At 58.1% G+C, this 23,194-nt stretch carries 24 protein-coding genes; 20 read left to right on the forward strand and 4 right to left on the reverse strand.

The features are described from left to right. On the reverse strand, positions 1 to 2,674 hold a 2,674-nt coding region (gene rne, locus Q0753_RS15070; protein ID WP_298722932.1), incomplete at its 3' end, for a ribonuclease E. A gap of 334 nt (positions 2,675 to 3,008) precedes the next feature. On the opposite strand from rne, the gene rluC reads away from it, so the two are divergent. Then, positions 3,009 to 3,959 carry a 23S rRNA pseudouridine(955/2504/2580) synthase RluC gene (gene rluC, locus Q0753_RS15075; protein ID WP_298722935.1) on the forward strand — a complete coding sequence of 317 codons (951 nt, stop codon included), beginning with the start codon at positions 3,009 to 3,011 and terminating at the stop codon, positions 3,957 to 3,959. After that, positions 3,953 to 4,597, forward strand: a complete 645-nt coding sequence (locus tag Q0753_RS15080; protein ID WP_298723042.1) for an HAD family hydrolase — start codon at positions 3,953 to 3,955, stop codon at positions 4,595 to 4,597. Before rluC ends, Q0753_RS15080 begins: the two co-directional genes overlap by 7 nt. Before the next feature lie 119 nt (positions 4,598 to 4,716). On the opposite strand, the gene Q0753_RS15085 is transcribed toward Q0753_RS15080, so the two are convergent. Then, complete coding sequence (locus Q0753_RS15085) at positions 4,717 to 5,295, reverse strand: nucleoside triphosphate pyrophosphatase (protein WP_298722938.1); 579 nt, start codon at positions 5,293 to 5,295, stop codon at positions 4,717 to 4,719. Between the two features lie 161 nt (positions 5,296 to 5,456). On the opposite strand from Q0753_RS15085, the gene yceD reads away from it, so the two are divergent. The 15 genes from yceD to Q0753_RS15160 all read left to right on the forward strand — a co-directional run bounded on the left by yceD (position 5,457) and on the right by Q0753_RS15160 (position 17,877). Next, on the forward strand, positions 5,457 to 5,978 hold the full coding sequence (gene yceD, locus Q0753_RS15090; RefSeq protein WP_298722941.1) for a 23S rRNA accumulation protein YceD: 522 nt from the start codon (positions 5,457 to 5,459) through the stop codon (positions 5,976 to 5,978). Positions 5,979 to 5,999: 21 nt separating this feature from the next. Further along, positions 6,000 to 6,170, forward strand: a complete 171-nt coding sequence (gene rpmF, locus Q0753_RS15095; RefSeq protein ID WP_298722945.1) for a 50S ribosomal protein L32 — start codon at positions 6,000 to 6,002, stop codon at positions 6,168 to 6,170. A 10-nt stretch (positions 6,171 to 6,180) separates the two neighbouring features. Then, positions 6,181 to 7,200, forward strand: a complete 1,020-nt coding sequence (gene plsX, locus Q0753_RS15100) for a phosphate acyltransferase PlsX (RefSeq protein WP_298722948.1) — start codon at positions 6,181 to 6,183, stop codon at positions 7,198 to 7,200. A 5-nt stretch (positions 7,201 to 7,205) separates the two neighbouring features. Next, a complete protein-coding gene (locus Q0753_RS15105) occupies positions 7,206 to 8,165 on the forward strand; it encodes a beta-ketoacyl-ACP synthase III (protein WP_298722951.1) in 960 nt (319 codons plus the stop codon). A gap of 48 nt (positions 8,166 to 8,213) precedes the next feature. Then, entirely contained in the window at positions 8,214 to 9,149 is a 936-nt protein-coding gene (gene fabD, locus Q0753_RS15110; RefSeq protein ID WP_298722956.1) for an ACP S-malonyltransferase, read from the forward strand. A 204-nt stretch (positions 9,150 to 9,353) separates the two neighbouring features. Next, complete coding sequence (fabG, locus tag Q0753_RS15115) at positions 9,354 to 10,088, forward strand: 3-oxoacyl-ACP reductase FabG (protein ID WP_298722960.1); 735 nt, start codon at positions 9,354 to 9,356, stop codon at positions 10,086 to 10,088. 158 nt (positions 10,089 to 10,246) lie between these two features. Beyond that, the gene (gene acpP / locus Q0753_RS15120) at positions 10,247 to 10,483 is read left to right on the forward strand and encodes an acyl carrier protein (RefSeq protein WP_086963052.1); all 237 of its coding nucleotides are present in this window, start codon (positions 10,247 to 10,249) and stop codon (positions 10,481 to 10,483) included. Positions 10,484 to 10,555: 72 nt separating this feature from the next. Beyond that, the gene (gene fabF / locus Q0753_RS15125) at positions 10,556 to 11,797 is read left to right on the forward strand and encodes a beta-ketoacyl-ACP synthase II (RefSeq protein WP_298722978.1); all 1,242 of its coding nucleotides are present in this window, start codon (positions 10,556 to 10,558) and stop codon (positions 11,795 to 11,797) included. A gap of 58 nt (positions 11,798 to 11,855) precedes the next feature. Then, the gene (gene pabC, locus Q0753_RS15130; RefSeq protein WP_298722981.1) at positions 11,856 to 12,653 is read left to right on the forward strand and encodes an aminodeoxychorismate lyase; all 798 of its coding nucleotides are present in this window, start codon (positions 11,856 to 11,858) and stop codon (positions 12,651 to 12,653) included. Beyond that, positions 12,637 to 13,647, forward strand: coding sequence for an endolytic transglycosylase MltG (mltG, locus tag Q0753_RS15135; RefSeq protein WP_298722984.1), 1,011 nt, complete (start codon positions 12,637 to 12,639; stop codon positions 13,645 to 13,647). The genes pabC and mltG overlap by 17 nt, the downstream gene beginning before the upstream one ends. Before the next feature lie 3 nt (positions 13,648 to 13,650). Beyond that, on the forward strand, positions 13,651 to 14,274 hold the full coding sequence (gene tmk / locus Q0753_RS15140; protein WP_298722987.1) for a dTMP kinase: 624 nt from the start codon (positions 13,651 to 13,653) through the stop codon (positions 14,272 to 14,274). Beyond that, the gene (holB, locus tag Q0753_RS15145; RefSeq protein WP_298722990.1) at positions 14,259 to 15,242 is read left to right on the forward strand and encodes a DNA polymerase III subunit delta'; all 984 of its coding nucleotides are present in this window, start codon (positions 14,259 to 14,261) and stop codon (positions 15,240 to 15,242) included. The genes tmk and holB overlap by 16 nt, the downstream gene beginning before the upstream one ends. Positions 15,243 to 15,407: 165 nt before the next feature. Then, on the forward strand, positions 15,408 to 16,196 hold the full coding sequence (locus Q0753_RS15150; protein ID WP_298722992.1) for a TatD family hydrolase: 789 nt from the start codon (positions 15,408 to 15,410) through the stop codon (positions 16,194 to 16,196). Positions 16,197 to 16,495: 299 nt separating this feature from the next. Continuing rightward, on the forward strand, positions 16,496 to 16,909 hold the full coding sequence (locus Q0753_RS15155; protein WP_298722999.1) for an NfeD family protein: 414 nt from the start codon (positions 16,496 to 16,498) through the stop codon (positions 16,907 to 16,909). A gap of 14 nt (positions 16,910 to 16,923) precedes the next feature. Further along, positions 16,924 to 17,877: an SPFH domain-containing protein gene (locus Q0753_RS15160; RefSeq protein ID WP_298723002.1), complete on the forward strand. Its 954-nt coding sequence runs from the start codon at positions 16,924 to 16,926 to the stop codon at positions 17,875 to 17,877. Positions 17,878 to 18,309: 432 nt separating this feature from the next. Here the strand turns inward: Q0753_RS15160 and Q0753_RS15165 are convergent, their stop codons facing one another. After that, a complete protein-coding gene (locus Q0753_RS15165; protein ID WP_298723005.1) occupies positions 18,310 to 19,488 on the reverse strand; it encodes a Bcr/CflA family multidrug efflux MFS transporter in 1,179 nt (392 codons plus the stop codon). A gap of 366 nt (positions 19,489 to 19,854) precedes the next feature. Between Q0753_RS15165 and Q0753_RS15170 the strand changes: the two genes are divergently transcribed. Continuing rightward, on the forward strand, positions 19,855 to 20,163 hold the full coding sequence (locus tag Q0753_RS15170) for a YebG family protein (RefSeq protein ID WP_298723008.1): 309 nt from the start codon (positions 19,855 to 19,857) through the stop codon (positions 20,161 to 20,163). A 61-nt stretch (positions 20,164 to 20,224) separates the two neighbouring features. Here Q0753_RS15170 and Q0753_RS15175 read toward each other — a convergent pair whose 3' ends face one another. Beyond that, entirely contained in the window at positions 20,225 to 22,012 is a 1,788-nt protein-coding gene (locus tag Q0753_RS15175) for an ABC transporter ATP-binding protein (protein ID WP_298723011.1), read from the reverse strand. A gap of 75 nt (positions 22,013 to 22,087) precedes the next feature. Between Q0753_RS15175 and Q0753_RS15180 the strand changes: the two genes are divergently transcribed. Beyond that, positions 22,088 to 22,546 (forward strand): GAF domain-containing protein, encoded by a 459-nt coding sequence (locus Q0753_RS15180; RefSeq protein ID WP_298723014.1) that lies wholly within the window; start codon positions 22,088 to 22,090, stop codon positions 22,544 to 22,546. 87 nt (positions 22,547 to 22,633) lie between these two features. Next, on the forward strand, positions 22,634 to 23,188 hold the full coding sequence (proQ, locus tag Q0753_RS15185; protein ID WP_298723017.1) for an RNA chaperone ProQ: 555 nt from the start codon (positions 22,634 to 22,636) through the stop codon (positions 23,186 to 23,188). The last annotated feature ends 6 nt before the right edge of the window (positions 23,189 to 23,194 follow it).

Consider the following 23,194-nt stretch of genomic DNA (forward strand, 5'->3'; position numbering starts at 1 on the left):
CTTCAACCTTGGGCGCTTCGGCTTCAACCTTGGGCGCTTCGGCTTCAACCTTGGGCGCTTCGGCTTCAACCTTGGGCGCTTCGGCTTCAACCTTGGGCTCGACGGCTTCAACCTTGGGCTCGACGGCTTCAACCTTGGGCTCAACGGCTGCTGTCTTGGGTGCTTCCTGTTGTGGCGCGACTGCCGCAGGGCGGGTTTCCACCTCGGCCTGGGCGACTTGTTTTGCCGGTGCCGCTTCCGTGTCGGCGGTTTCCGATGCAACCCACTTTTCTTCACCCTGAGCGGCAATCAGGGCGGCTATGCTGTCCTCACGACGGCGACGACGGCTGTCTTCGTTGATGCGTTTGCGCTTGGGCATGGCACCACCACGCTGGTGGTGAGTCGCGGGCTTGTCAGCGGCGCTCTGTGCTGCAACGGGCTCCTGTTTTGCCTTGGGCTGACGTTGCGCCGGACGCTCGGCCTGCTCTGTGGCGGCATCTGTCTGGCGGGCTTCGCTGCCAATGCGTACCTGCTTACGCATCTTGCGACGCTGACGGCGCTCGGCAACGGCCTGTTCTTTCTGCTCGATTTCCTGAGCAGGCTGTTGCTGTTGTTGAGGCTGTTGCTGCTGTGGAGCCGGGGTCTGCACCTGCTCTGCGGCGGCAGTCTCTTTTTGTTGCTGCTGCTGAGGCTGCTCGCGACGCGGCTTGCGACGTTCACGACGCGGCCGGTCGGTCTTGGCCTCGCTCTGCGGTTGTGACTGAGCCTCGGCTGCGGCCGGAGCGGCTTTGTTGCTGCGCTCTTCATCACGCGGTCTGCGGTTGTTGCGGGTGTTACGGCGATCGCCACGGTCACGGCGCTCGCTGTTTCGCTCCTGATTGCGTTCGCTGTTGCGATCCTGGTTGCGATCCTGATTGCGTGACTGACGGGCCGGTTTTTCGACCGGGGTCGGCGCTGGGGCTGGCTGAGGCTCGGTAGTTCCCTTGAACCAACTGCTCAGGGCACAGAACATGCGGCTCAACAGGCCAGGCGCGGCAGCAACGGGAGCGGCCGCTTCGGCTTTGGCTGCAACCGGCGCCGGAGTGGGAGCCGGGGCAGGTGCGGGAGCAGTAAAGCCCTGCAGTGCCGGTTGCTCGCTCTTGGCGGCAGCCGTGCCCTGGCGGGGGCTGTAGGCCGGCTTTTCGACGGTGGTTTTCAGCGCAAAGCTGGAGACATTTTCTTCTTCCCCGCTGCGAACCCGGGCCACGTCGAAGTGTGGCGTTTCCAGCTGTTCGTTGGGAATGATGTAAATCTCTACCTTGTAGCGATTTTCCAGCCCGGCAATGGACTTGCGCTTTTCGTTGAGCAGATAGGCGGCCACATCGACGGGCACCTGGGCATGAATTTGCCCGGTGTTGTCTTTGAGCGCTTCTTCTTCAATCAGGCGCAGTATGGCCAGTGCCAGCGATTCGTTGTCGCGAATGGTGCCCTGACCCAGACAGCGCGGGCACACATGGGTGCTGGACTCGCCGAGGGAAGGACGCAGACGCTGTCGGGACATTTCCAGCAGACCAAAGCGGGAAATACGGCCCAGCTGAATGCGGGCTCTGTCCTGGCGTACCGCGTCGCGCAGGCGGTTTTCCACCTCGCGCTGATGGCGTACCGGGGTCATGTCGATGAAGTCGATCACCACCAGGCCACCCAGGTCACGCAGGCGCAGCTGACGGGCGATTTCTTCTGCCGCTTCCAGGTTGGTCTGCAGCGCAGTTTCCTCGATGTCGCCGCCCTTGGTGGCGCGTGAGGAGTTGATGTCGATACTGGTCAGTGCTTCGGTCGGGTCGATAACGATGCTGCCGCCGGAAGGCAGACGCACTTCCCGTTGAAAGGCCGACTCGATCTGGCTTTCAATCTGGTAGTGGCTGAACATGGGCACGTCGCCCTCGTACAGCTTGACCCGGTTAACGAAGTCGGGGCGAACCAGTTCGATGTGCTGCTTGGCGCGCTCGAAAATCACCGGGTTGTCGATCAGGATCTCGCCGATATCGCGACGCAGATAATCGCGAATGGCGCGCACGATGACGTTGCTTTCCTGATGGATCAGGAACGGGGCGCTACCGCCTTCGGCGGCTTCCTGAATGGCGGACCAGTGAGTCTGCAGCACGTGCAGATCCCATTCCAGCTCTTCGCCGGTTTTGCCGACACCGGCGGTGCGCACAATCAGACCCATGCCGTCGGGCAGCTTGAGGTGAGCCAGGGCTTCCTTGAGCTCGGTACGCTCGTCCCCTTCGATGCGGCGGGATATACCACCGGCACGGGGATTGTTGGGCATCAGTACCAGATAAGAGCCGGCCAGACTGATAAAGGTGGTGAGGGCGGCGCCTTTGTTGCCACGCTCTTCTTTATCAATCTGAACGATAACTTCCTGACCTTCCTTGACCACTTCCTTGATATTGGGGCGGCCCTGATAGCTGTAACCGGCGGGGAAGTAGTTGCGGGCGATTTCCTTGAGTGGCAGAAAACCGTGGCGGTCGGCACCGTAGTCGACGAAGGCGGCTTCCAGGCTGGGTTCTACCCGGGTGATCCTGCCTTTATAGATGTTGGCTTTTTTTTGCTCGTGGCCGGGACTTTCAATATCCAGGTCGTATAGTTTTTGCCCATCTACCAGGGCTACACGCAACTCTTCTTCCTGGGTTGCGTTGATTAGCATTCTTTTCATTGAGTACTCTTTTTTATTAAGTTTTTACTGTTTCTACAGTGTTGGTATTCCCCTGGCTTGACCGTGTTATTCCGACGGACACCGGCCTCGAGTCTGTGAGCGTAATGGTTACAGCCTCCCGGCTGGGTACGCATGAGGCGCATATTCAGGTGTCTTTCACGTTAAGGGGGGAGCCCAAAGGTCGCGAATAAAACGGAAAATCAGAGGTATTCAGGGTGCGCCCTCCGATCCCGGAAAGCACGAAAAACGGAGTCATTATCACACTTTAACTGCAGCCTTAGCAAGACGCCTTTTTTGCAGCCAAAGCACACTGGCTGGTGTTAGAATAACGGCCATGAAACAAGAACAACACAGCGTGCGGCTGCTCACCATCGAGGCTGAGCATGAAGGGCAGCGCATTGACAATTATTTACGGACTCAGCTTAAAGGCGTTCCCAAAAGCCTGATTTATCGAATTTTGCGCAAAGGCGAGGTAAGAGTTAACAAAAAGCGCATCAAACCGGAATACAAGCTGCTGGCCGGCGACGTGATCAGGGTGCCGCCGGTACGGGTGGCGGAACGCGAGAATACGCTGCCATCGGCCAAACTGAACCAGGTGCAATCGCTCGATGCGGCCATCATCTATGAAGATGATGCGCTGATCGTGCTGAACAAGCCCTCGGGTATTGCGGTACATGGCGGCAGCGGCCTGAGCTTTGGCGTGATTGAAGGCCTGCGGGCGTTACGGCCCGAGGCGCGGTTTCTGGAGTTGGTGCACCGGCTGGACCGGGATACCTCCGGCATTTTGCTGGTGGCCAAGAAACGCAGCATGTTACGCAGCCTGCACGAGCAACTGCGTGAAAAAACCATGGACAAGCATTACCTGGCCTTGGTGCGCGGCCAGTGGCAGCCTCATCAAAAGGTGGTGAAAGCCCCGCTGAAGAAGAACGAGCTGGCCTCGGGTGAGCGCGTGGTGCGGGTTGATAAAGAAGGCAAGCCGTCGGAAACCCGTTTTCGCATCATCCAGAAGTTTACCGGGGCGACCCTGGTGGAATGTAGTCCGGTTACCGGCCGAACTCACCAGATCCGGGTTCATACCCTGCATGCCGGCCATCCGATTGCCGGTGACAACAAATACGGTGATCAGTTGTTTGATCAGAAGATGAGCGGAATGGGACTGAAACGGCTGTTTTTGCATGCCTGTCGTATTCGTTTCTTCCACCCTGGGCGTGAAGAGAGCATGGTGCTGGAAGCCCCCCTGGAGCCGGCGCTGAAAAAACTTCTGACCCGGATGGCGCAATCGTGAAGTATCAGCTGGTGATTTTCGACTGGGACGGCACCCTGATGGACTCGGTGGCACGCATCGTGTCCAGCATGCAGGCGGCGGCGCAGGATTGTGTCCTGGCCGTGCCCACGGCGGCGGCGGTGCGTGACATTATCGGCTTGAGTCTGCACAAGGCCTTTCCGTTGTTGTTCGGCGCCTTGGCGGCGGTGGAAGAGGCCGCCCTGCTGGCGGCGTATCGCCGTCATTATCTGGAACTGAACGAGACGCCGTCCCCCCTGTTTACCGGCGCGGCGGACATCATCAAGGGCTTGCATGGTAATGGTTATCGGCTGGCCGTTGCCACCGGCAAGCAGCGAGTGGGGCTGGATCGGGTGCTGGCAGAAACCGATCTCGGCGCCTATTTTCACGCCCTGCGCGGCGCGGATCAGGCTCAGTCCAAACCCCATCCCTTGATGCTGGAGCAAATTCTGGACGAGCTGAAGCTCAACCCGGCCGATGCGGTGATGGTGGGGGATTCGAGCTACGATCTGGCGATGGCCGAAGCCATTGGCATGGACAGAATCGGCGTGACCTACGGTGTGCATGACAGTAAAAAATTATGCCAACATACACCGTTGGCGCTAATCGATGATATCCGCCATTTGCCCCGTTGGCTTTAAATATTCAGTAAGGAGTGAGGCGTAAAGCGTGAGGAGTAAAACCGGCCTGCAAATATGATGTTTTGCACCTCACACCTCACACCTCACACCTCACACCTCACACCTCACACCTCACATCCTCACGGTACTTCCACCCCAAAACGACCCAGCAGTTCCACCAGGGCGATCAACGGCAAGCCGACCAGGCTGTTGGGATCCCGACCTTCCATCCGTTCGAACAAACTGATGCCGAGGCCTTCACACTTGAAGGCGCCGGCGCAGTCCAGCGCCGGCTCCCGGTCCAGGTAACGCTCGATCTGCGCCTCGCTCAACGAACGGAGTACCACCGAAAACGGCTCTACCATCGAATGCAGGCGATCATTTGCTGCATCCAGCACTGCCAGACCGGTATAGAAGGTGATGTGTTGCCCGCTGGCAGCCAGTAGTTGTGCTCTGGCGCGATCCCGGGTACCGGGCTTGCCCAGGATCTGGCCCTGATTGACACACACCTGGTCCGAGCCGATGATGAGCCCCTGAGGAAACCGGGTCGCGACGGCGCGGGCCTTTTGCTCGGCCAGCCGTTGCACCAGCGCCGTTGCCGGTTCGTCGGGCAAGGATGTTTCGTCGATGTTCGGGCTGCAGCTTTCAAAGTCCAGCCTAAGCTTGCTCAGCAGTTGCTGGCGGTAAGGGGAAGAAGAGGCGAGGATAATTCTGGCCATGGGCACCCGAGCCTGTTTTAGGCAGTAAAATAAGAGGGTTGGCATTGTAGTCGCCGCAGGCGGTAACGTCACGGGCAGGACTCGAATGCTTGCCGTTTATTCGCGCTCAGTTTGCTTTTCTCTTTGACTCCGAAGGCCCGTCGCTATAATATGCGCGCCTTATGGAAAAGGTAAAGTTGCCCATTAAGGTTGATCCCGCTCGCTGCGCGCAAAGTCGTCTTGTATATCAAGGTGTGTTTGCCGCTGCTCTGATGCCCAGACTGCAGGATTCAACCCAAGGTATCCATGGTGATATCGACGTGTCTCTGAACTTTGGTACAGATGCCCAGGGGCTGCGCGTGATGTCGGGCCATGCCCGATCTCAGGTGTCGCTCCAGTGCCAAAGATGCAATGAGCTGTTTGATACCACTATAGAATCCGAATTTACATACACGCCGCTACGTGCAAACGCAGAGGCGCCTGAACTGCCGGAAGATTACGACACTATTGAAGTGGATGAAATTGGTGAAATCAACCTGGCCGAGATCATCGAGGATGAATTAATCCTCGCTTTACCGCAGATACCGACTCATGAAAATGAGCAGTGTTCCGAGGGTAAATTTGATCAAAGCTTTGGTGAGATCCCTACCGCTGAAGAGCGTCCGAATCCTTTCGCGGTTCTGGAAGGACTAAAACGTAAGTAACTGATTTAGGAGTGAGGTCAAATGGCCGTACAAAAGAGTAAAGTATCTCGTTCTCGTCGTGGTCAGCGTCGCTCTCATGACGCACTGACCACCGCAGCTCTGTCTGTGGATAAAACCACCGGTGAACTGCATCGTCGTCACCATGTGACTGCCGACGGTTTCTACCGTGGCAAAAAGGTAATCGCCAAGTAAGGGTTGCCTTTTGCCGCAGCTGACCGTTGCGTTAGATATGATGGGGGGCGATCATGGCCCTTCGGTTACAGTGCCTGCCGCCGCGCAGGCACTGTCGCTTCTGCCTGATCTCAATCTGGTTCTGTTTGGCCTCGAGGCCGAGCTTTCTCCCTGGTTACGCCGCTTTCAATTGGACTCCCATCGTCGGGTGTGCGTGCAGTATTGCAGCCAGCAGGTAGAAAACGAACATAAAGCCGCTTATGCCCTGCGTCATCTGACCGACTCCTCCATGCGCAACGCGCTTGATGCCTTGGCATCAAGGCGGGCGCAGGCCTGCGTCAGCGCCGGTAATACCGGTGCCTTGATGGCGATGGCGATGAAAACACTCAGTACCCTGCCCGGAGTGGACAGACCCGCCCTGATCACCCGGATGCCACAGGCCGGTGGTGGTTATGCGTTGCTGCTGGATGTGGGGGCCAACCTTAGCTGCGGCGCCGGGCAACTGGTTCAGTTTGCCCTGATGGGCGAGCAGGCGGCACGACATATCCTCGGCATCAGCCAGCCCCGCATCGGCCTGCTGAATGTGGGCGTGGAAGCCAACAAGGGTAATGAGTCGGTTCGCGAGGCGGCGCAGTGTTTGCAACAGTTGCAGCAGACAGAAGGGTTGCACTATAGCGGGTACGTGGAAGGGGATGAGCTGTTTTCCGGTCGCGTCGATGTTATTGTATGCGACGGTTTTGTCGGCAATGTGGCTTTGAAAACCAGCGAAGGGGTAGCACGGCTGTTGCTTGGTCAGCGACAACAGCGCGGTTTTTTAAGCAAAATATTGACTGTTTGGTTAAAAAAGCGGCTTTCCCATCTGAACCCCGACCAGTATAACGGCGCAAGTCTGATAGGATTGCGCGCCAGTGTGGTCAAGAGCCACGGGAGTGCCGGCTCACCTGCCTTCTTAAATGCGATCTTGCAGGCCGTTTCCGAAATTGAACATGACCTGCCTGCGAGCATCGCGCATCGTTTTGATACTGCCCCACGGGACAGTCACGCAAGATAACGCCTATGAACAGTAGAATATTGGGAACTGGCAGCTACCTGCCTGAAGCGGTACGCACCAATGCCGACCTGGAACAAATGGTAGAAACCAGCAATGACTGGATCGTCGAACGTACCGGAATCCGGGAACGTCGCATCGCCGGGGCAGAAGAAACTGTCGCCACCATGTCTTATGGCGCCGCCCTGCGTGCTCTGGACGCCGCCGGCATAGACGCGCAGCAGCTGGACATGATAGTGCTGGCCACCACCAGTGGCGATAACGCCTTTCCGGCCGCCGCCTGCGAAGTGCAGGCCATGCTGGACGTGCCGGGCATTCCGGCATTCGATCTGGCCGCCGCCTGCGCCGGTTTCAGCTATGCCCTGAGTGTGGCCGATCAGTTCATCCGCAACGGTCAGGCCCGTCACATCCTGGTGATTGGGGCCGATGCCCTGTCACGCATGTGCGAGCCGGGCGATCGTTCCACCATCATCCTTTTCGGTGATGGTGCCGGTGCCGTGGTGCTGGGTGCCAGCGAAGAGCCGGGCATTCTGTCCACGCATCTGCATGCGGATGGTCGTTATGGCGAGCTGCTCAAGCTGCCCCAGCGTCAGCGCGGCGTCAGCGGCAGCGAGATGGACGCCTACATGAGCATGAAGGGTAACGAAGTGTTCAAGGTGGCGGTCTCGCGGCTGAGTGAAATCGTCACCCAGACCCTGGCCGCCAACGGCATCGACAAATCCGAGCTGGACTGGCTGGTGCCGCATCAGGCAAATTACCGCATTATCAATGCCACCGCCCGCAAGCTGAACATGCCGATTGAGCGGGTGATCCTCACGCTCGACAAGCACGGCAATACCTCGGCGGCCAGCGTGCCCATTGCGCTTGACGAGGGCGTGCGGGATGGCCGTATTCAGCGGGGCCATCTGGTACTGCTGGAGGCCTTCGGTGGCGGTTTCGCCTGGGGCTCTGCCCTGGTGCGCTTCTAACGACCGGCTTGTTTTTTAAACGGATTCGTTTTCAAAGAAGGACAGACAATGACATTTGCCATTACCTTTCCCGGACAGGGATCTCAGGCGGTAGGCATGCTTGCGGGCGTGCTGGCCGAGCATGATATCGTGAAGCAGACCTTTGCCGAGGCGTCCAGCGCCCTGGGTTACGACCTGGCCGAGCTGGTACTGAGCGGTCCGGCCGAAGAGCTGAACAAGACCTGGCGTACCCAGCCGGCCTTGCTGACTGCTTCGGTTGCCCTGTGGCGCCTGTGGCAACAGCAGGGCGGTGCCCAGCCGGCCGTGATGGCCGGTCACAGCCTGGGCGAGTACTCGGCGCTGGTCTGTGCCGGTGTACTGAGCCTGACCGACGGCGTCAAACTGGTCGAATTGCGTGGCCAGTTGATGCAGGAAGCCGTGCCCGAAGGCACCGGCGCCATGTCGGCCATTATCGGTCTGGACAACGACACCATTGTGGCCAACTGCGCCAAGGCGGAAGAGGGCGAAGTGGTGTCGGCGGTGAACTTCAATTCACCTGGCCAGGTCGTGATCGCCGGTAACAAGGCGGCGGTAGAGCGGGCCAATGTACTGATGAAGGAAAGCGGTGCCAAACGCGCTCTTCCACTGCCGGTCAGCGTGCCTTCACACTGTGCGCTGATGCGAACTGCCGCCGAGCAACTGGAGCAGACCCTGGCCGAGATGACGTTCAACGAGCCGGCAGTACCGGTGATCAACAACGTGGACGTCAAGATGGAAACCTCGGCGGCGGCCATCAAGGACGCTCTGGTACGTCAGCTGTACAGTCCGGTACGCTGGACCGAAACCGTGGAGGCCATGGTGGGGCAGGGCGTAACCCTGGCGCTGGAAGTCGGCCCGGGCAAGGTATTGTCCGGCCTGGCCAAGCGTATCGACAAGCGGGTTGAAGGTCTGGCGGTTAACGACGACGCCGGCCTGCAGCAGGCTCTGGCGGCAGTACAGGCTTAACTATATACAACGCAGAATTGATAAGGGATGGCAGAGTGACAGCTAAGCCGACCGTGACATGCCAGCGCCAACAACAGCTCCTGCAATGTTGGCATTTCCGCCATCCGTGGCGGTCAGACGGCATGTCCGAGCCCCCAGGGAGGGGTTTATGGCGTGTCGGCGTGCTTCGCTCTGCCAGCCCTTTGCACAATCGAAGGAGTCACTATGAGTTTTTCCGGTAAAGTGGTACTGGTCACCGGCGCCAGCCGGGGTATCGGTCGGGCAACCGCCGAGCTGTTTGCCAGCCGTGGCGCGACCGTTATCGGTACCGCCACCAGCGAAAAGGGCGCCGAGGCGATCGGAGCCTATCTGGGCGACAATGGTACCGGTCTGGTCCTGAACGTGACCGATGTCGAGTCCATGAATCAGCTGCTGGAAACCATCAAGCAGCGTTATGGCGATATCGATGTGCTGGTCAACAACGCCGGCATCACGCGCGATAACCTGATGATGCGCATGAAAGACGACGAATGGCAGGATATTCTGGACACCAACCTGACTTCGGTATTCCGTTTGTCCAAGGCGGTACTGCGGGCCATGATGAAGAAACGTCATGGCCGTATCGTGACCATCGGCTCCGTTGTCGGCACCATGGGCAATGCCGGTCAGGCCAACTATGCGGCCGCCAAGGCGGGACTGATTGGGTTCAGCAAATCGCTGGGTCGCGAAGTGGCTTCGCGTGGCATTACCGTCAATGTGGTGGCACCCGGATTTATTGAAACCGACATGACACGTTCATTGAATGAAGAGCAAAGGGCCGGTATCTTGTCACAGGTTCCAACACAACGGTTGGGCGACCCGAAAGAAATTGCCTCTGCCGTGGCTTTTTTGGCTTCGGATGAGGCCGGTTATATCACAGGTGAAACGCTGCACGTAAATGGCGGCATGTACATGGTGTGATGAAAATCTCCGCAGTTAGGAGCTATTTGACGGAAATTGCGACATTATTGGCAGTTTTTCTGGTTTGACCAGACTCAAATAGTCTTGCAAACTACGGTTAATTTAATACACTACCGCAACGACACGCACTTGCGTATTTCTAAAGGATAATACTGGTCATGAGCAACATCGAAGAACGCGTAAAAAAAATCATCATCGAGCAACTGGGTGTTAAAGAAGAAGAAGTTAAGTCTGAAGCCTCTTTCGTTGATGATCTGGGCGCCGATTCCCTGGATACCGTTGAGCTGGTAATGGCTCTGGAAGAAGAATTCGACACCGAAATTCCTGACGAAGAAGCTGAAAAAATCACTACCGTTAAAGCGGCAGTTGATTACATCAACGCTAACCAGGAATAATAAACCTGTACCGAAGTGGCTATCGCCACTTCGGTTCTTTCCCCGTTTTAACCCCCATTCGGAGACGCTCCTGTGTCCAAACGCAGAGTCGTGGTGACTGGCCTCGGTATGCTCTCTCCTGTCGGTAACTCGGTCGATGCCAGCTGGCAGGCCCTGTTGGCAGGCCAAAGTGGCATCAGCAACATCGAACACTTTGATACTACCGACTACAGCACCAAATTCGCAGGCCTGGTCAAGGACTTTGATCCCGAAGCTCATGGTATCGCCAAGAAAGAAGCCCGTAAGATGGACTTGTTCATCCAGTACGGGGTGGCGGCCGGCTTGCAGGCCATGGCCGATTCCGGTCTTGATATCACCGAAGCTAACGCCGACCGCGTTGGTGTATCCATCGGTTCCGGTATCGGTGGTCTGGGTCTGATAGAGCAGAACCACACCAACCTGATGGCCAGCGGTCCTCGCAAACTCAGCCCGTTCTTTGTACCGTCCACCATCATCAATATGGTGTCCGGTCATTTGTCGATCATGAAGGGTCTGCGAGGCCCCAATATTGCGGCGACCACCGCCTGTACTACCGGTACGCACAGCATTGGTCTGGCCGCACGCATGATTGCCTACGGTGACGCCGACGCCATGTTGGCGGGCGGCACCGAGAAAGCCTCCACCACCATGGGCATGGGTGGCTTTGCCGCCGCTCGTGCTCTGTCTACGCGCAATGACGAGCCGCAAAAGGCGAGTCGTCCCTGGGACAAAGAGCGCGATGGCTTTGTGCTGGGTGATGGCGCCGGTGTGATGATGCTTGAAGAGTATGAACACGCCAAGGCGCGTGGCGCCACCATCTATGCCGAGATGGTTGGTTTTGGCATGAGTGGCGACGCCCATCACATGACGGCACCACCCGGCGATGGCAGCGGTGCCGCCAAGGCGATGGCCAACGCCATCAAGGATGCTGATATCGCGCCCGAGCTGATCGGATACGTCAACGCCCACGGCACCTCTACCCCGTTGGGTGATGTGGCCGAGCTGCGTGGCATGAAAACGGTATTCGGCGCTCACGCCAATCAGTTGATGATCAGCTCGACCAAGTCGATGACCGGTCACCTGCTGGGTGCTGCCGGTGCCGTGGAAGCCATTTTCAGCGTGCTGGCGTTGCGTGATCAGATTGCGCCCCCCACCATCAACCTGGATAACCCGGATGATGAGTGCGATCTGGATCTGGTGCCTAACCAGGCGAAGAAAGGTCAATTCGAGTATGCCCTGTCCAACTCCTTCGGTTTTGGCGGCACCAATGGCTCATTGATTTTCAAACGCATATAATGGCCTTTTGGCCAATCCCGAGCCCGGCCTTAGCGCCGGGCTTTTTTATTGGGTGATCATGCAAACCATTCTTACAGACACGAATCCATTGTCGGCCCTGAGTCGGGCCTGGCAGCTGGGCGACGGGCATTTCAGTACCCTTCACGCCCAGGCTGGCCAGTTACGCCACTGGCATTATCATCAGGCCAGACTGATGGCTGCCTGTCACCGGCTGCAAATGCCGATGCCGGACTGGAACGCACTGTATGCGGCGGCCCAGGCGGCGTTGAACGACGACGATGAAGTGTTGCGCATCACCCTGGTGCGCGGCCCGGGTGCCCGTGGCTACGGCATCGCCGGCTGCGGCGACACTACCGTGGTGCTGAATCGCTCGCCGTTTCCCGCCCATTATTATCAATGGCGGCAGCAGGGCATCGCCATCGGCGTTTGTGCCGGTCGCCTGGGGCAAAGCCCCTTGCTGGCGGGACTGAAAACCGTGAATCGCCTGGAGCAGGTGATGCTCAAGGCCGAACTGGAGGCGAATGGCTGGCCGGAAGCGGTGGTGCTGGACGCCGAGGGTAGGGTGATGGAAGCGGTGACCGCCAACCTGTTCTGGCGAGAAGGCGAACGGGTGTATACCCCGGATTTGTCGATGGGCGGTGTTTGCGGTACCTTGCGCGCCTGGTGTACCGATTATCTGGGTGAACGACTGACGGTGACCCATGCCGGCTTGTCCCGTTTGTTGGCGGCCGATGAAGTCTGGCTGACCAATGCCCTGATGGGCGTGGTGCCGGTCACGGCGATTGACGAATGCGTTTTTAACCCCGATTTCATGATGACGAGAGAATTACAGCAGGCTTATGAACAGACTGACTAAATGGCTGGGGCGCGTGTTGCTGCTGGCGATACTGGCACTGGGCGGGCTGACCGCATATGGCTACCAGCAATGGCAGCAACTGGAGCAGAAGACGGTGGCGACGGTGGCAGACAAGCCGCTGTTTGTGGTGGCCCGGGGAGAAACCAGCTTCCATTTGATCAATCGCCTGAGTGCCGAACCGGTGCCCGCCTTGCATCGCAAGCTGTGGTTGCGCTTTCATCCCGAGCTGGCGGCGGTGCGCCAGGGCACCTATAAATTCGAGCCGGGCACTCGGCTGCGTGATGCGCTGATGACCATAGTGAATGGCGATGTCTATCGCCTGCAGGTGACGCTGGTAGAAGGATTGCGACTGAGTGACTGGTTGCAACGGCTGGCGGGGGCGGAATACATGAAGGCCACACTGGCCGAGATTGACGAAGGCGAGCTGGCCAACAAGCTGGGTGTGGAGCGGAACAAGCTGGAGGGGCTGTTCTTGCCCGAAACCTACAGCTATACCCCGGGCGATACCGACATCTCCATTCTGCGGCGGGCGCATCGGGAGATGGAACGTTTTCTGGATGACACCTGGGCCGCCCGGCAACCGGGCCTGCCCATCGAGACGCCTTACGAGGCGCTAATCCTGGCGTCCATCATCGAAAAGGAAACCGGTATCGCCGAAGAGCGACCCATGATCGCCTCTGTCTTTGTCAATCGCCTGCGCCGTGGCATGCGGCTGCAGACCGACCCGACGGTCATCTATGGCATTGGAGAAGACTACGACGGTAATATTCGCAAGCGGGATCTGCAGACCCACACGCCGTATAACACCTACATGATTGATGGGCTGCCGCCCACGCCCATTGCCATGCCGAGCAAGGAAGCGATTCTGGCCACCCTGCAGCCGGCAGACAGCAAATACTATTATTTTGTGGCCATGGGCGAGGGGCGCCATCATTTTTCCAAGACGCTGCGCGAACACAATAACGCCGTTCGTCGTTATATTCTGAAAAGGTAATACATGAGCCAGTTTATCGTGATTGAAGGACTCGAAGGGGCGGGCAAGAGCACGGTGCAGCGTCATGTGGTGGCCTGGCTCGAGGCTCGAGGGCTCCCGGTAATGAGCACCCGCGAGCCGGGTGGCACGCCGCTGGCCGAAAAGATGCGCACCCTGGTGAAAGAGGTTCATGAAGAGCCGTTGACCATGGAAGCCGAACTGCTGCTGATGTATGCGGCCCGGGTACAGCTGGTGAAAAACCGCATTCAGCCGGCGTTGGCGGCGGGCACCTGGGTAGTGGGAGACCGACATGACTGGTCTTCCCAGGCCTATCAGGGCGGGGGCCGGGGTATCGATACCCGGCTGATCAGCCAGATAAAACAGGCGGTGCTGGGGGACTTCGGTCCCGATCTGATCCTGTATCTGGACATCAATCCGGCACAGGGACTGGAGCGGGCACGGGTGCGGGGCGAGCTTGACCGTATCGAACAGGAGCAGTTGGGCTTTTTTGAGCGCACTCGCGCCCGCTACCTGGAGCTGGCACAGGATAATTCCCGTTGCGAACTGATAGATGCCGGCCGTAATGAAGCCGAGGTAAAAGCCGCGGTCATTGCCTGCCTGGAGCGCCGCCTGTGTATCCCTGGCTAAGTGGTCAACAGCAGCAACTGACCGCGCTTATCCGCCAGCAGCATCTGGGCCATGCCCTGTTGTTGAAAGGGGTGGAAGGCGTGGGCAAGCGCGAACTGGCGCAGGCATTGGCACATGCTTTATTATGCCAACATACAAATGATGGCCATCATGCATCCGGTGAACAAGGCGTCCCCTGTGGGCACTGTCATTCCTGTCAGCTGATGGCTGCCGGCAATCATTCGGATCTGCATGTCATCAGTGGCAGTGCACGCAGCATAGGGGTGGATGCCATCCGCCAGTTGACCCAGGTATTGAATGAAAGTGCTCGCCTGAGCCATGGCAAGGTGGCGGTGATCGAGCAGGCGGAAAAAATGACCGAAGCCGCCGCCAATGCGCTGCTGAAAACCCTGGAAGAGCCGGCGGGCGAGGCGACGCTGCTGCTGACCAGCTCGCATCCCGAACGATTGCTGCCGACCATTCGCAGCCGCTGCCAGCAGTGGTTGTTACCGGTGCCCGAGTCTGAAGTGGTCTTGCGCTGGCTGACCGGGCAGGGGCTGGATCCCAGCCTGGCGGCGCTGAATGTAAACCAGGGCTCGCCGCTCAACACCCGCGATTACCTGATTGCCGGTACCGATCGGCGGCGCCGTGAGCTGTTGCAGCAGTTTGTCGAGCTGGCCACACAGCCGCGAACCCTGACGTCGGTGCAAAGCGGTCTGCTGGAGCAGCCGGTGCACCTGCTCTGGTTGCAAATGCTGCTGCAGGATGCGCTGCAACTGGCGCTGGGTTTGTCACCGGCCGGGTTGCGGCTGGCCGACAGCGAACCCCTGTGCCGCACGCTGAGCCAGCATGGGCCGGAGCGGCTGACTCAGGCGCTGAACAGCCTGTTGCAATTGCGCCAGACCCTGCAGCCGGGCACCGGCAGGCCGGTAAATACCGGCCTGCAACTGGGCCAATGGCTCAATGACTGGCTGATTAACATAAAGTGAAGTGTGAGGAGTAAGGAGTAAGGAGTAAGGAGTAAGGAGTAAGGAGTAAGGAGTAAGGAGTTTTGTACTGCTGCCTTTGTCTCACGCCTCACGTCTTACTCCTCACGTCTTACTCCTCACCCCTCACATGTCTTTCCCCTCACTATCTATTCAAAGGAGACGGTTTTGCTGGTTGACTCCCATTGCCATCTGGACAAACTCGACTACGGAAAAAAACACCGCGACATGGCCGAGGCCGTTCGCAAGGCCGCCAACCGCGGTGTCGATCACATGTTGTGCATCAGCGTCGGCTTGTCATCCTTTCCTGCCATGCTGGAGGCGATAACGCCTTTTCCCCAGGTGTTTGCCTCCTGTGGCGTGCATCCGCTGCATCAAGATGATGAGCCCAATGATCCCGAGCAGTTGCGGCAGTTGGCGGCGCACCCCCGGGTGGTGGCCATCGGCGAGACCGGCCTCGATTATTTCTATGCGCCGGAGTCCGCCGAGCTGCAGCGTCGGTCCTTCGAACAGCATGTGGCCGTGGCCGTGGAATTGAACAAGCCGTTGGTCATTCATACCCGCAGTGCCCAGGAAGATACCCTGGATATTCTGCGCCGGGGCGGGGCCGACAAGGTGGGCGGCGTGCTGCACTGCTTTACCGAATCGCTGGAGATGGCCGAAGCCGCCATCGAGCTGGGTTTTTATATCTCGATTTCCGGCATCGTCACCTTCCGCAGCGCCGACGCATTGCGCGAGGTGGTCAAGGCATTGCCGCTGGAGCGGCTGCTGGTGGAAACCGACTCGCCCTGGCTGGCCCCGGTGCCATTTCGCGGTGAAGAAAACGAACCCGCCTACACCCGCACCGTGGCGGAGTTTATCGCCGAGCTGAAGGGCGTGTCGGTGGAGGCGGTTGCCAAGCAGACCACCGCCAATTTCTTCGAACTGTTCAAGCTGGCCAAGCCGGTCGGCAATTGAAAGTAAGGGGTGAGGGGTGAAAAATAAGCACCGAGCTCCAGGCGCCAGGCTAAAACATACACCCAAGGCCAATAATCGTCATACCGGGCGTGCCCCGGTATCTCTTTGCAAATAGCCCCCCAGACCGAAACAAGATCCTGACGTTCGTCAGGATGACGGCTTTCGTTGAACTCGGCGTTTGTCTCTGTTCCTCACTCCTCACCCCTCACCCCTCACATCTTTTATCCGTTTCCTTTCTATCCGTCTGTCCCCTATAGTAACTCTAGTTTCAATTGCGTCTTATCTTTGGAGGTGATGCCTTGCTTGCCTGGCATTGGTGGCTGATTGCCGCCTTGTTGTTGTTGTTATTGGAGTTACTGGGTACCGGTTTCTTCGCCTTTGCCTTTGGATTGGCGGCGCTGGCAGCCATGGTGGTCGCCTGGCTGGATGTTGGCGTCACCTGGCAGTGGTTTACCTTCGCGCTGGCGGCGGCGCTGTTGGCACCGCTGCTCAAGCGACTGTTTCGCCGCTTTGCACCGTCGCAGCGGACCAGTTTTCTGGCCGGCGAAAATCGTCGGCAGCAGGGAGAAATCGTGCAGCTGGCGTCCGGTGACTTTCGTCTCAAACTGGAAGGCGACCTGTTCATGGTGCGCAGCGCCTCGGGAGCGACATTAACGGTTGGCGATCGGGTCGAGATCCGCCGTTTCGATGGCATTACCGCCATCATCGATTAAAAGAGGGAACAGCAATGGATGCGATGTTAGTGATAGCGCTGGTGTTTACGGCCCTGATCCTGGTGTTGATCATCAAGGGCCTGATGATCATTCAGCAGTCGGAAGCCGTGGTGATTGAACGGCTCGGCAGTTATAACAAGACCCTGAGCCCGGGGGTAAACTGGGTCATTCCCTTCGTGGACAAACCTCGCTCGATCAAGGTGCGGCGCTACCAGGCCATCGGTGGGGAAAACGTCGCCGTGGTACAGGAAGAAACCCGTATCGACCGGCGCGAGACGGTGCTCGACTTTCCCGGCCAGTCGGTGATCACCGCCGACAACGTCAGCGTGACCGTGAACGGCGCCCTCTATTTCCAGGTTATCGATCCCGAGCGGGCCGTCTATCAGACCGAGAACCTGATCCAGGCCATCGAAATTCTGGCCAAAACCTCTCTGCGTTCGGAAATGGGCAAGATGGAGTTGGACAAGCTGTTCGAGTCGCGTCAGGAAATCAACGACAAGTTGCAGCTGGTGATGGACGAAGCGGGCAACAAGTGGGGCGTCAAGGTCACCCGGGTCGAGATTCAGGACATACTGATCCCGGCCGAAGTCGAAGATGCCATGCGCAAGCAGATGGCGGCCGAGCGTGAGCGCAGGGCGCTGGTATTGCGTGCCAGCGGTGAACGGGAAGCCGCCATCGCCAAGGCGGAAGGCGAGAAGCGTTCGAGCGTTCTGGTGGCAGAGGGCAAGAAGGAGGCCGCGATCCTGATGGCCGAAGGTCAGCGCCAGGCCATCGATCAGGTGCTGGCCGCCGGCAACGAGAAGCTGGAGCCGCAACTGGTGGTGGGCTATCTGCTCGGGCTGGAATACCTGAAAACGCTGCCGGAAATCGGCAAGGAAGGGGATCGCATCTTCTTGCCTTATGAAGCCAGCAGCGTACTGGGTGCGGTGGGCAGCATAGAAGCGCTGCTCAAGGGACCGTCAAAATAAACCAGGATTAATCAATCTGGATTAACGGGAAGCGCAGGCTTCCCGTTTTATTTCTGTCAGTATTAAACATAATCATATTGTCGGCGCAGTAGTGTCAGTTTCATTAAAAAAACGATCTATTTCATCTCAGTGTAAACGTTGGACAAAGGGCCCGCTCCGCCGACTCGCCGTAAATACATCCGTGTAGGCTCAGCCGCGCCATCCGTAGCGCGGATGGTCGGCTGAGCAGATCCCTTTGTCCTCCTTGAATCTCCGGCGTTGCCTGTAGGCGCCGTCTGCTGACCACTCGGAGTTCAAGAAGAGGCAACAGAGAATGACTCCCGCGACCGTGAAATGCCATGGATGGCATTTCCGAGCTTACATGGATGTACTCGTGGCGTGTCGAGGGAGGCGGCTGTGTTGCCTCTGGTCTGAGGCTTTATGATTAGAGACTTACTCCCGATCACACAACAGGCGATAGGCCAGCATGGATATCAGGGCGCAGCCGCTCATGGTTACCAGCATATACAGCGGCGAGCTGTCGGGCAGGGCGGCGACTACGGCGCCCACCAGGGCGGCGGTGCCAAAACGCAGGGTACCGGCCAATGACGAGGCGGTGCCCGCCAGATTGGGCAGGCTGCCGAGCAGACTGGCCATGGTGTTGCTGCCGATGGTGGAGATGACGCCGACATAAAGCATGATGGGTGCCACCACCGACCAGAGTCCCCAGCCCATCAAGGGCCCTATCGGCATCAGAATCCCGGCCAACAGCTGCAAACCCAGCGCCAGCCGCAGCATGGTGCGTGAGCCCAGTCGACGAACCCATTTACCGTTTAGCGTGGTAAACAGCATCAGACTCAGTACGTTAAGCCCGAACAGATAGCCGACATGCTGGGGAGACACCCCATAGAGTTCGATATAGATAAACGAGGCGCCGGTGAGAAAGGCAAACATGCCCGCGAAGGAAAAGGCGCCGCAGAGCATGAAGCCGAGTGCCTGGCGGGTGGCGAGCAAGCGCAGATAGCTGCGTAAAATCGACATCAGGTGCAACGGCTGTCGATGCTCCGGTGCCAGGGTTTCCGGTAAGCGCAGGCTGCAGATCAACGCGATCAGGGCGGTAAAACCCGCCAGCACCCAGAAAATGGAACGCCAGCCAAACCAGTGGGCCAAATGACCGCCCAGCATGGGGGCTATCAAGGGAGCCAGCGTCATGACCAGGGTGATATAGGCCATGGTGCGGGCAAAGTCTTCCCGGTTGAACAAGTCGCGCACCAGTGCCTGTACCACCACGGCGGAGGCGGCGCCGGCAAAGCCCTGGGCGGCCCGCAGCCAGGTCAGACTTTCCACACTGTCGGCCAGCGCACACAGCAGGGCCGCAATCATGAAAATCACCATACCACCCAGTAGCACCGGTCGCCGCCCGCGGGCATCGGAAAGCGGACCAAACAACAGCTGGCCGAGGGCAAAACCGCCGGTATAGGCGGCAAGGGTCGCCTGCACGCGATGGGAATTACTGGACAGTGCTTCGGCGATGGCGGGCATGGCCGGCAGGTACATATCGATGGCCAGGGGGGTGAGGGCAGAGACGGCGCCCAGCAGAATAATCAGCGGTAAGGTGGCACTGGATGACATAACGCAGCAGGTTCCTCCGAGACAACAACCCGGCTCCCAGCCTGCTGTTGTGATAAGAAAATGATTGTCATTTCTGCTAAACAATGAGCAAAAATAACAAACAAAAAAAGCCAGGTACCAAATCCATGTACCTGGCCTAGGGGAATGGCTCATTGACTGAGCCGTGCGCTAGTGTGAAGGCACCAAGAAGGCACACTTCGATTAAACTATCGGCCAGAATACGCTCGCTCGCCAGAAACCGGGCAAAAAAGTTGCCCGAATCCGTTTAAATCAGCAGATCGAGCGGCCTACTATAAAGCCGTTATTGTGTCTTGCAACCGGCGCGACATAATATTACTGTATGTATATACAGATAAGGAGTCAGTTATGGCAGTCACAATACAGTACCTGGTGGTAAGAAACGGAATCGATAAAATGACGTTTACCAATAAAAAAGACGCAGATGCCTACGATCGTCTGCTCGATCTGGCCGAACACCTCGACGAGCTGCTGGCCGATGCGCCGGTCAGCCTGAATGAAACCGATCGCGAAGCCCTGGCCCTGTACCTGGCTGAGCATCAGGATCAACTGAGTGGGCCCAAGAAGAAACCGGCCAAAAAAGCCGACAAGGCACTGAACAAGTCTGAAGCCGCTCATGCTACCGAGCATGACGACGATATTCAGGCCGTTGCCTGAAGTCTGTTAAAGTGAGACATGAGGGCGCGCGATCGTCGCCTCATGCCTCACTGCTGCGTTGCTAGCTGTACAGGGTGCGGTACAGACCGGGCTGCTCCAGCAGCTCGTGATGGGTGCCGGACTGGCTGATTTTGCCGTCTTCAAATACCAACACTCTGTCGGCCTGGCGCACCGAGCTTAACCGGTGCGCCACTATCAGGGTGGTTCTGCCCTGTAAAAAGCCGGCCAGCGCCTGATGCAGCTTTTGCTCGGTTTCGGTATCCAGCGCGGAAGTGGCTTCATCCAGAATCACGATGGACGGATTTTTCAGCACCATGCGCGCAATGGCCAGCCGCTGTTGCTGCCCCCCCGACAGCTTGACGCCACGCCGCCCTACCTGGGTATCCAGCCCTTGCTCCATGGCGGCGATCACCTCATCCAGTTGCGCCACCCGCAATGCCTGCCACAGCGCCTCGTCGTCATGCATATCGCCCAGGCTCAGGTTGGAGCGTACCGTATCGTTGAACAACACCGGCTGCTGCAATACCGTGGCCACGTGCTCACGAATGGTTGGAAAGCCGATATCCCGACTATTGACGCCGCCAAAGCAGATACTGCCGGTATCGGCCGGGTAAAGGCCCAGCAGTAGCTGGATAAAGGTGGACTTGCCGCCGCCGCTGGCGCCGACCAGGGCGACCTTTTCTCCGGCCCGGATCTGCAGGCTGACATCATCCAGCACCCTGCGTTCGCCATTGTAGGAAAAACTGAGTCCGTTCACCGAAATGGGCAAGGTCGTGCAGCCCTCGAACGGATCGACCCGGCCCACCGGCTCCGGCTCGCCCCCCAGAACCAGCATGCGGTTGATGCGCTTGAGGGCGGCGGTGGCGGCATAAAAGGAATACTGCATGTTGAGCAAGTCCTGCACCGGTCCCATCATGAACCACAGGTAACTGAATACGGCAAAAATCTGGCCGACGGTCAAATCGGTATAAAGCACCATGATCATGCCGGTGGCCCGAAACAGCTCCACCCCGGACAGAAACAGCAGAAAACTGGCGCGACCGGCGGCTTCGCTCTTCCAGGCGTAATCGATGGCGGTATCGCGGACCCCGCGGGCCCGGTCGATCACCCGCAGCATATAGTGACGCTCGCGGTTGGCCGCCCGAATTTCGTGAATGCCGTCCAGGGTTTCCACCAGTGCCTGCTGAAAGACCTCGAAGGCGCTGTTTTCGTTACGCTTCAGATGTTTGACCCGGGCTCCGAGGCGGCTGGAAAAATACACCACTACCGGATTGAGCAGCAGAATAAAAAGTCCCAGCTGCCAGTTGAGCAGCAGCAGTACCACCGCCGTCCCCACCACGCTCAGTATGCTGATCAGCAAGCGACTCAGGGTTTCGCCGAGAAATTTATCCAGGGTTTCCACATCGGTGACAAAATGCGAACTGACGCTGCCGGCCCCGATGGACTCGAAGGCGCGCAAGGGGGTTCGGGTCAACTGGCGCGCCAGTCGCCGACGGATCTGAAAGGTCAGGTGTTTGGCCACTCGCGCAAACTGGCGGCCCTGTATGATGTTGAATACCAGCGACAGACTGCGCAGTAGCAGGGTAATGACCAGCACCGCCAGAATATAGCCGACTCCGGTCTGCCAGGCGGCAGGCAGCAGCCAGTCCAGCCCGCTCAGCAGACGACCGGGGCTGTCCAGCAGCACTTCATCGACCAGCAGCGGCATCAGCAGCGGCACCGGCACCGCCAATAAGGTGCCGCACAGGGCAAACAAATGCGCATTAATCAGCAGGGAGCGATGGCGCTGCATCATCCGAATGATGTTCGGCCACTGTAAAAGCGGGGCATTCAGGTTTTTTTTATCCATCAATCACCATCATCGGGTTTTCATTTGGGAAAAGGGCAGGTAAGTTAGGCAAAATTTTACGGTGCTCTGTATTTTATGTCTGAAAAATCTGCATTTTACCAAAGCCTCACCGCCCAGGCACAGGCTCTGTGCGACGGTGAGCCCAATCGTATTGCCAAGCTCGCCAACCTGTCTGCCCTGCTTAACCTGGCACTGGAAGACATCAACTGGGTGGGTTTTTACCTGCGGGAACAAGACACCCTGGTGCTGGGACCTTTTCAGGGCAACCCGGCGTGCGTCCGGATTCCGGTCGGCAAGGGGGTTTGCGGTACCGCCGTTGCCACCGGTCAGGTGCAGCGAATTGCCAATGTACATGAATTTTCCGGCCACATCGCCTGTGACAGTGCCAGTAATGCAGAAATCGTGCTGCCGCTGAGTCGGGACGGCGAGGTATGGGGCGTGCTGGATATCGACAGCCCCACTTACGGTCGTTTTGATGAAGAAGACGAAGCCGGTTTACGGCACTGGGTTGCCGCCGTATTGCCGCTGCTGTAACGCCGGGGTCGCTTTTGTCTGCGTGCGCTTTATAATATGAATGTTTCAATGGGCGCTGCGCCCTTAGGTCTTACACCAAGGTATTTCATGGAAAACTCGGAAAAATTGAAAAACAGTAAAGAAGTTATCGCCTACCTGGCCGAATGCTTCCCTCAGTGCTTCGTAGCGACTGGCGAAGCCAAACCGCTGAAAATTGGCATTTTTCAGGATCTGGCTAGCCGTCTGACCGACGATCCCAAGGTATCCAAGACCCTGCTGCGCACGGCGCTGCGTCAGTACACCTCCAGCTGGCGTTACCTGCACGGCCTCAAGGCCGGACAGAGTCGGGTAGATCTGGACGGCGAACCTTGTGGCGAGCTGACTCAGGAACATGTCGATCATGCCCGGGGCGCGCTCAAGGAAAGCAAGGAAAAAGTGTTTGGTCCGCGCAAGGACAAGCCGGCTGCCAAAAAGCCTGCCGCCAAAAAGCCCAAGCCCCGCAAGGTGGATCCGGCGGCCCTGACCGTAGAGCAGAATGTTAAAGTATTGCTGGGCAAGTCCCCGGTTCCCGCTACGATTAAAGAAGTGACTCGTGATGACGTTCAGGTGGAACTTAAAACCGGCATGTCCATGCGCGTCAAGTTTGAGCATCTTATTCTTTAAGGAGTA

Source organism: uncultured Oceanisphaera sp., assembly GCF_947495715.1.
Taxonomy (GTDB): domain Bacteria; phylum Pseudomonadota; class Gammaproteobacteria; order Enterobacterales; family Aeromonadaceae; genus Oceanimonas; species Oceanimonas sediminis.

Excerpts from the sequence above, each read along its gene's own strand:
- Q0753_RS15170 (WP_298723008.1), top strand. The coding sequence starts at position 19,855 with ATGGCAGTCACAATACAGTACCTGGTGGTAAGAAACGGAATCGATAAA.
- rpmF (WP_298722945.1), top strand. The coding sequence starts at position 6,000 with ATGGCCGTACAAAAGAGTAAAGTATCTCGTTCTCGTCGTGGTCAGCGT.
- Q0753_RS15165 (WP_298723005.1), bottom strand. The coding sequence starts at position 19,488 with ATGTCATCCAGTGCCACCTTACCGCTGATTATTCTGCTGGGCGCCGTC.
- Q0753_RS15180 (WP_298723014.1), top strand. The coding sequence starts at position 22,088 with ATGTCTGAAAAATCTGCATTTTACCAAAGCCTCACCGCCCAGGCACAG.
- Q0753_RS15175 (WP_298723011.1), bottom strand. The coding sequence starts at position 22,012 with ATGGATAAAAAAAACCTGAATGCCCCGCTTTTACAGTGGCCGAACATC.
- fabG (WP_298722960.1), top strand. The coding sequence starts at position 9,354 with ATGAGTTTTTCCGGTAAAGTGGTACTGGTCACCGGCGCCAGCCGGGGT.
- rluC (WP_298722935.1), top strand. The coding sequence starts at position 3,009 with ATGAAACAAGAACAACACAGCGTGCGGCTGCTCACCATCGAGGCTGAG.
- Q0753_RS15105 (WP_298722951.1), top strand. The coding sequence starts at position 7,206 with ATGAACAGTAGAATATTGGGAACTGGCAGCTACCTGCCTGAAGCGGTA.
- yceD (WP_298722941.1), top strand. The coding sequence starts at position 5,457 with ATGGAAAAGGTAAAGTTGCCCATTAAGGTTGATCCCGCTCGCTGCGCG.
- mltG (WP_298722984.1), top strand. The coding sequence starts at position 12,637 with ATGAACAGACTGACTAAATGGCTGGGGCGCGTGTTGCTGCTGGCGATA.
- Q0753_RS15160 (WP_298723002.1), top strand. The coding sequence starts at position 16,924 with ATGGATGCGATGTTAGTGATAGCGCTGGTGTTTACGGCCCTGATCCTG.
- fabD (WP_298722956.1), top strand. The coding sequence starts at position 8,214 with ATGACATTTGCCATTACCTTTCCCGGACAGGGATCTCAGGCGGTAGGC.
- Q0753_RS15085 (WP_298722938.1), bottom strand. The coding sequence starts at position 5,295 with ATGGCCAGAATTATCCTCGCCTCTTCTTCCCCTTACCGCCAGCAACTG.
- acpP (WP_086963052.1), top strand. The coding sequence starts at position 10,247 with ATGAGCAACATCGAAGAACGCGTAAAAAAAATCATCATCGAGCAACTG.
- tmk (WP_298722987.1), top strand. The coding sequence starts at position 13,651 with ATGAGCCAGTTTATCGTGATTGAAGGACTCGAAGGGGCGGGCAAGAGC.
- proQ (WP_298723017.1), top strand. The coding sequence starts at position 22,634 with ATGGAAAACTCGGAAAAATTGAAAAACAGTAAAGAAGTTATCGCCTAC.
- pabC (WP_298722981.1), top strand. The coding sequence starts at position 11,856 with ATGCAAACCATTCTTACAGACACGAATCCATTGTCGGCCCTGAGTCGG.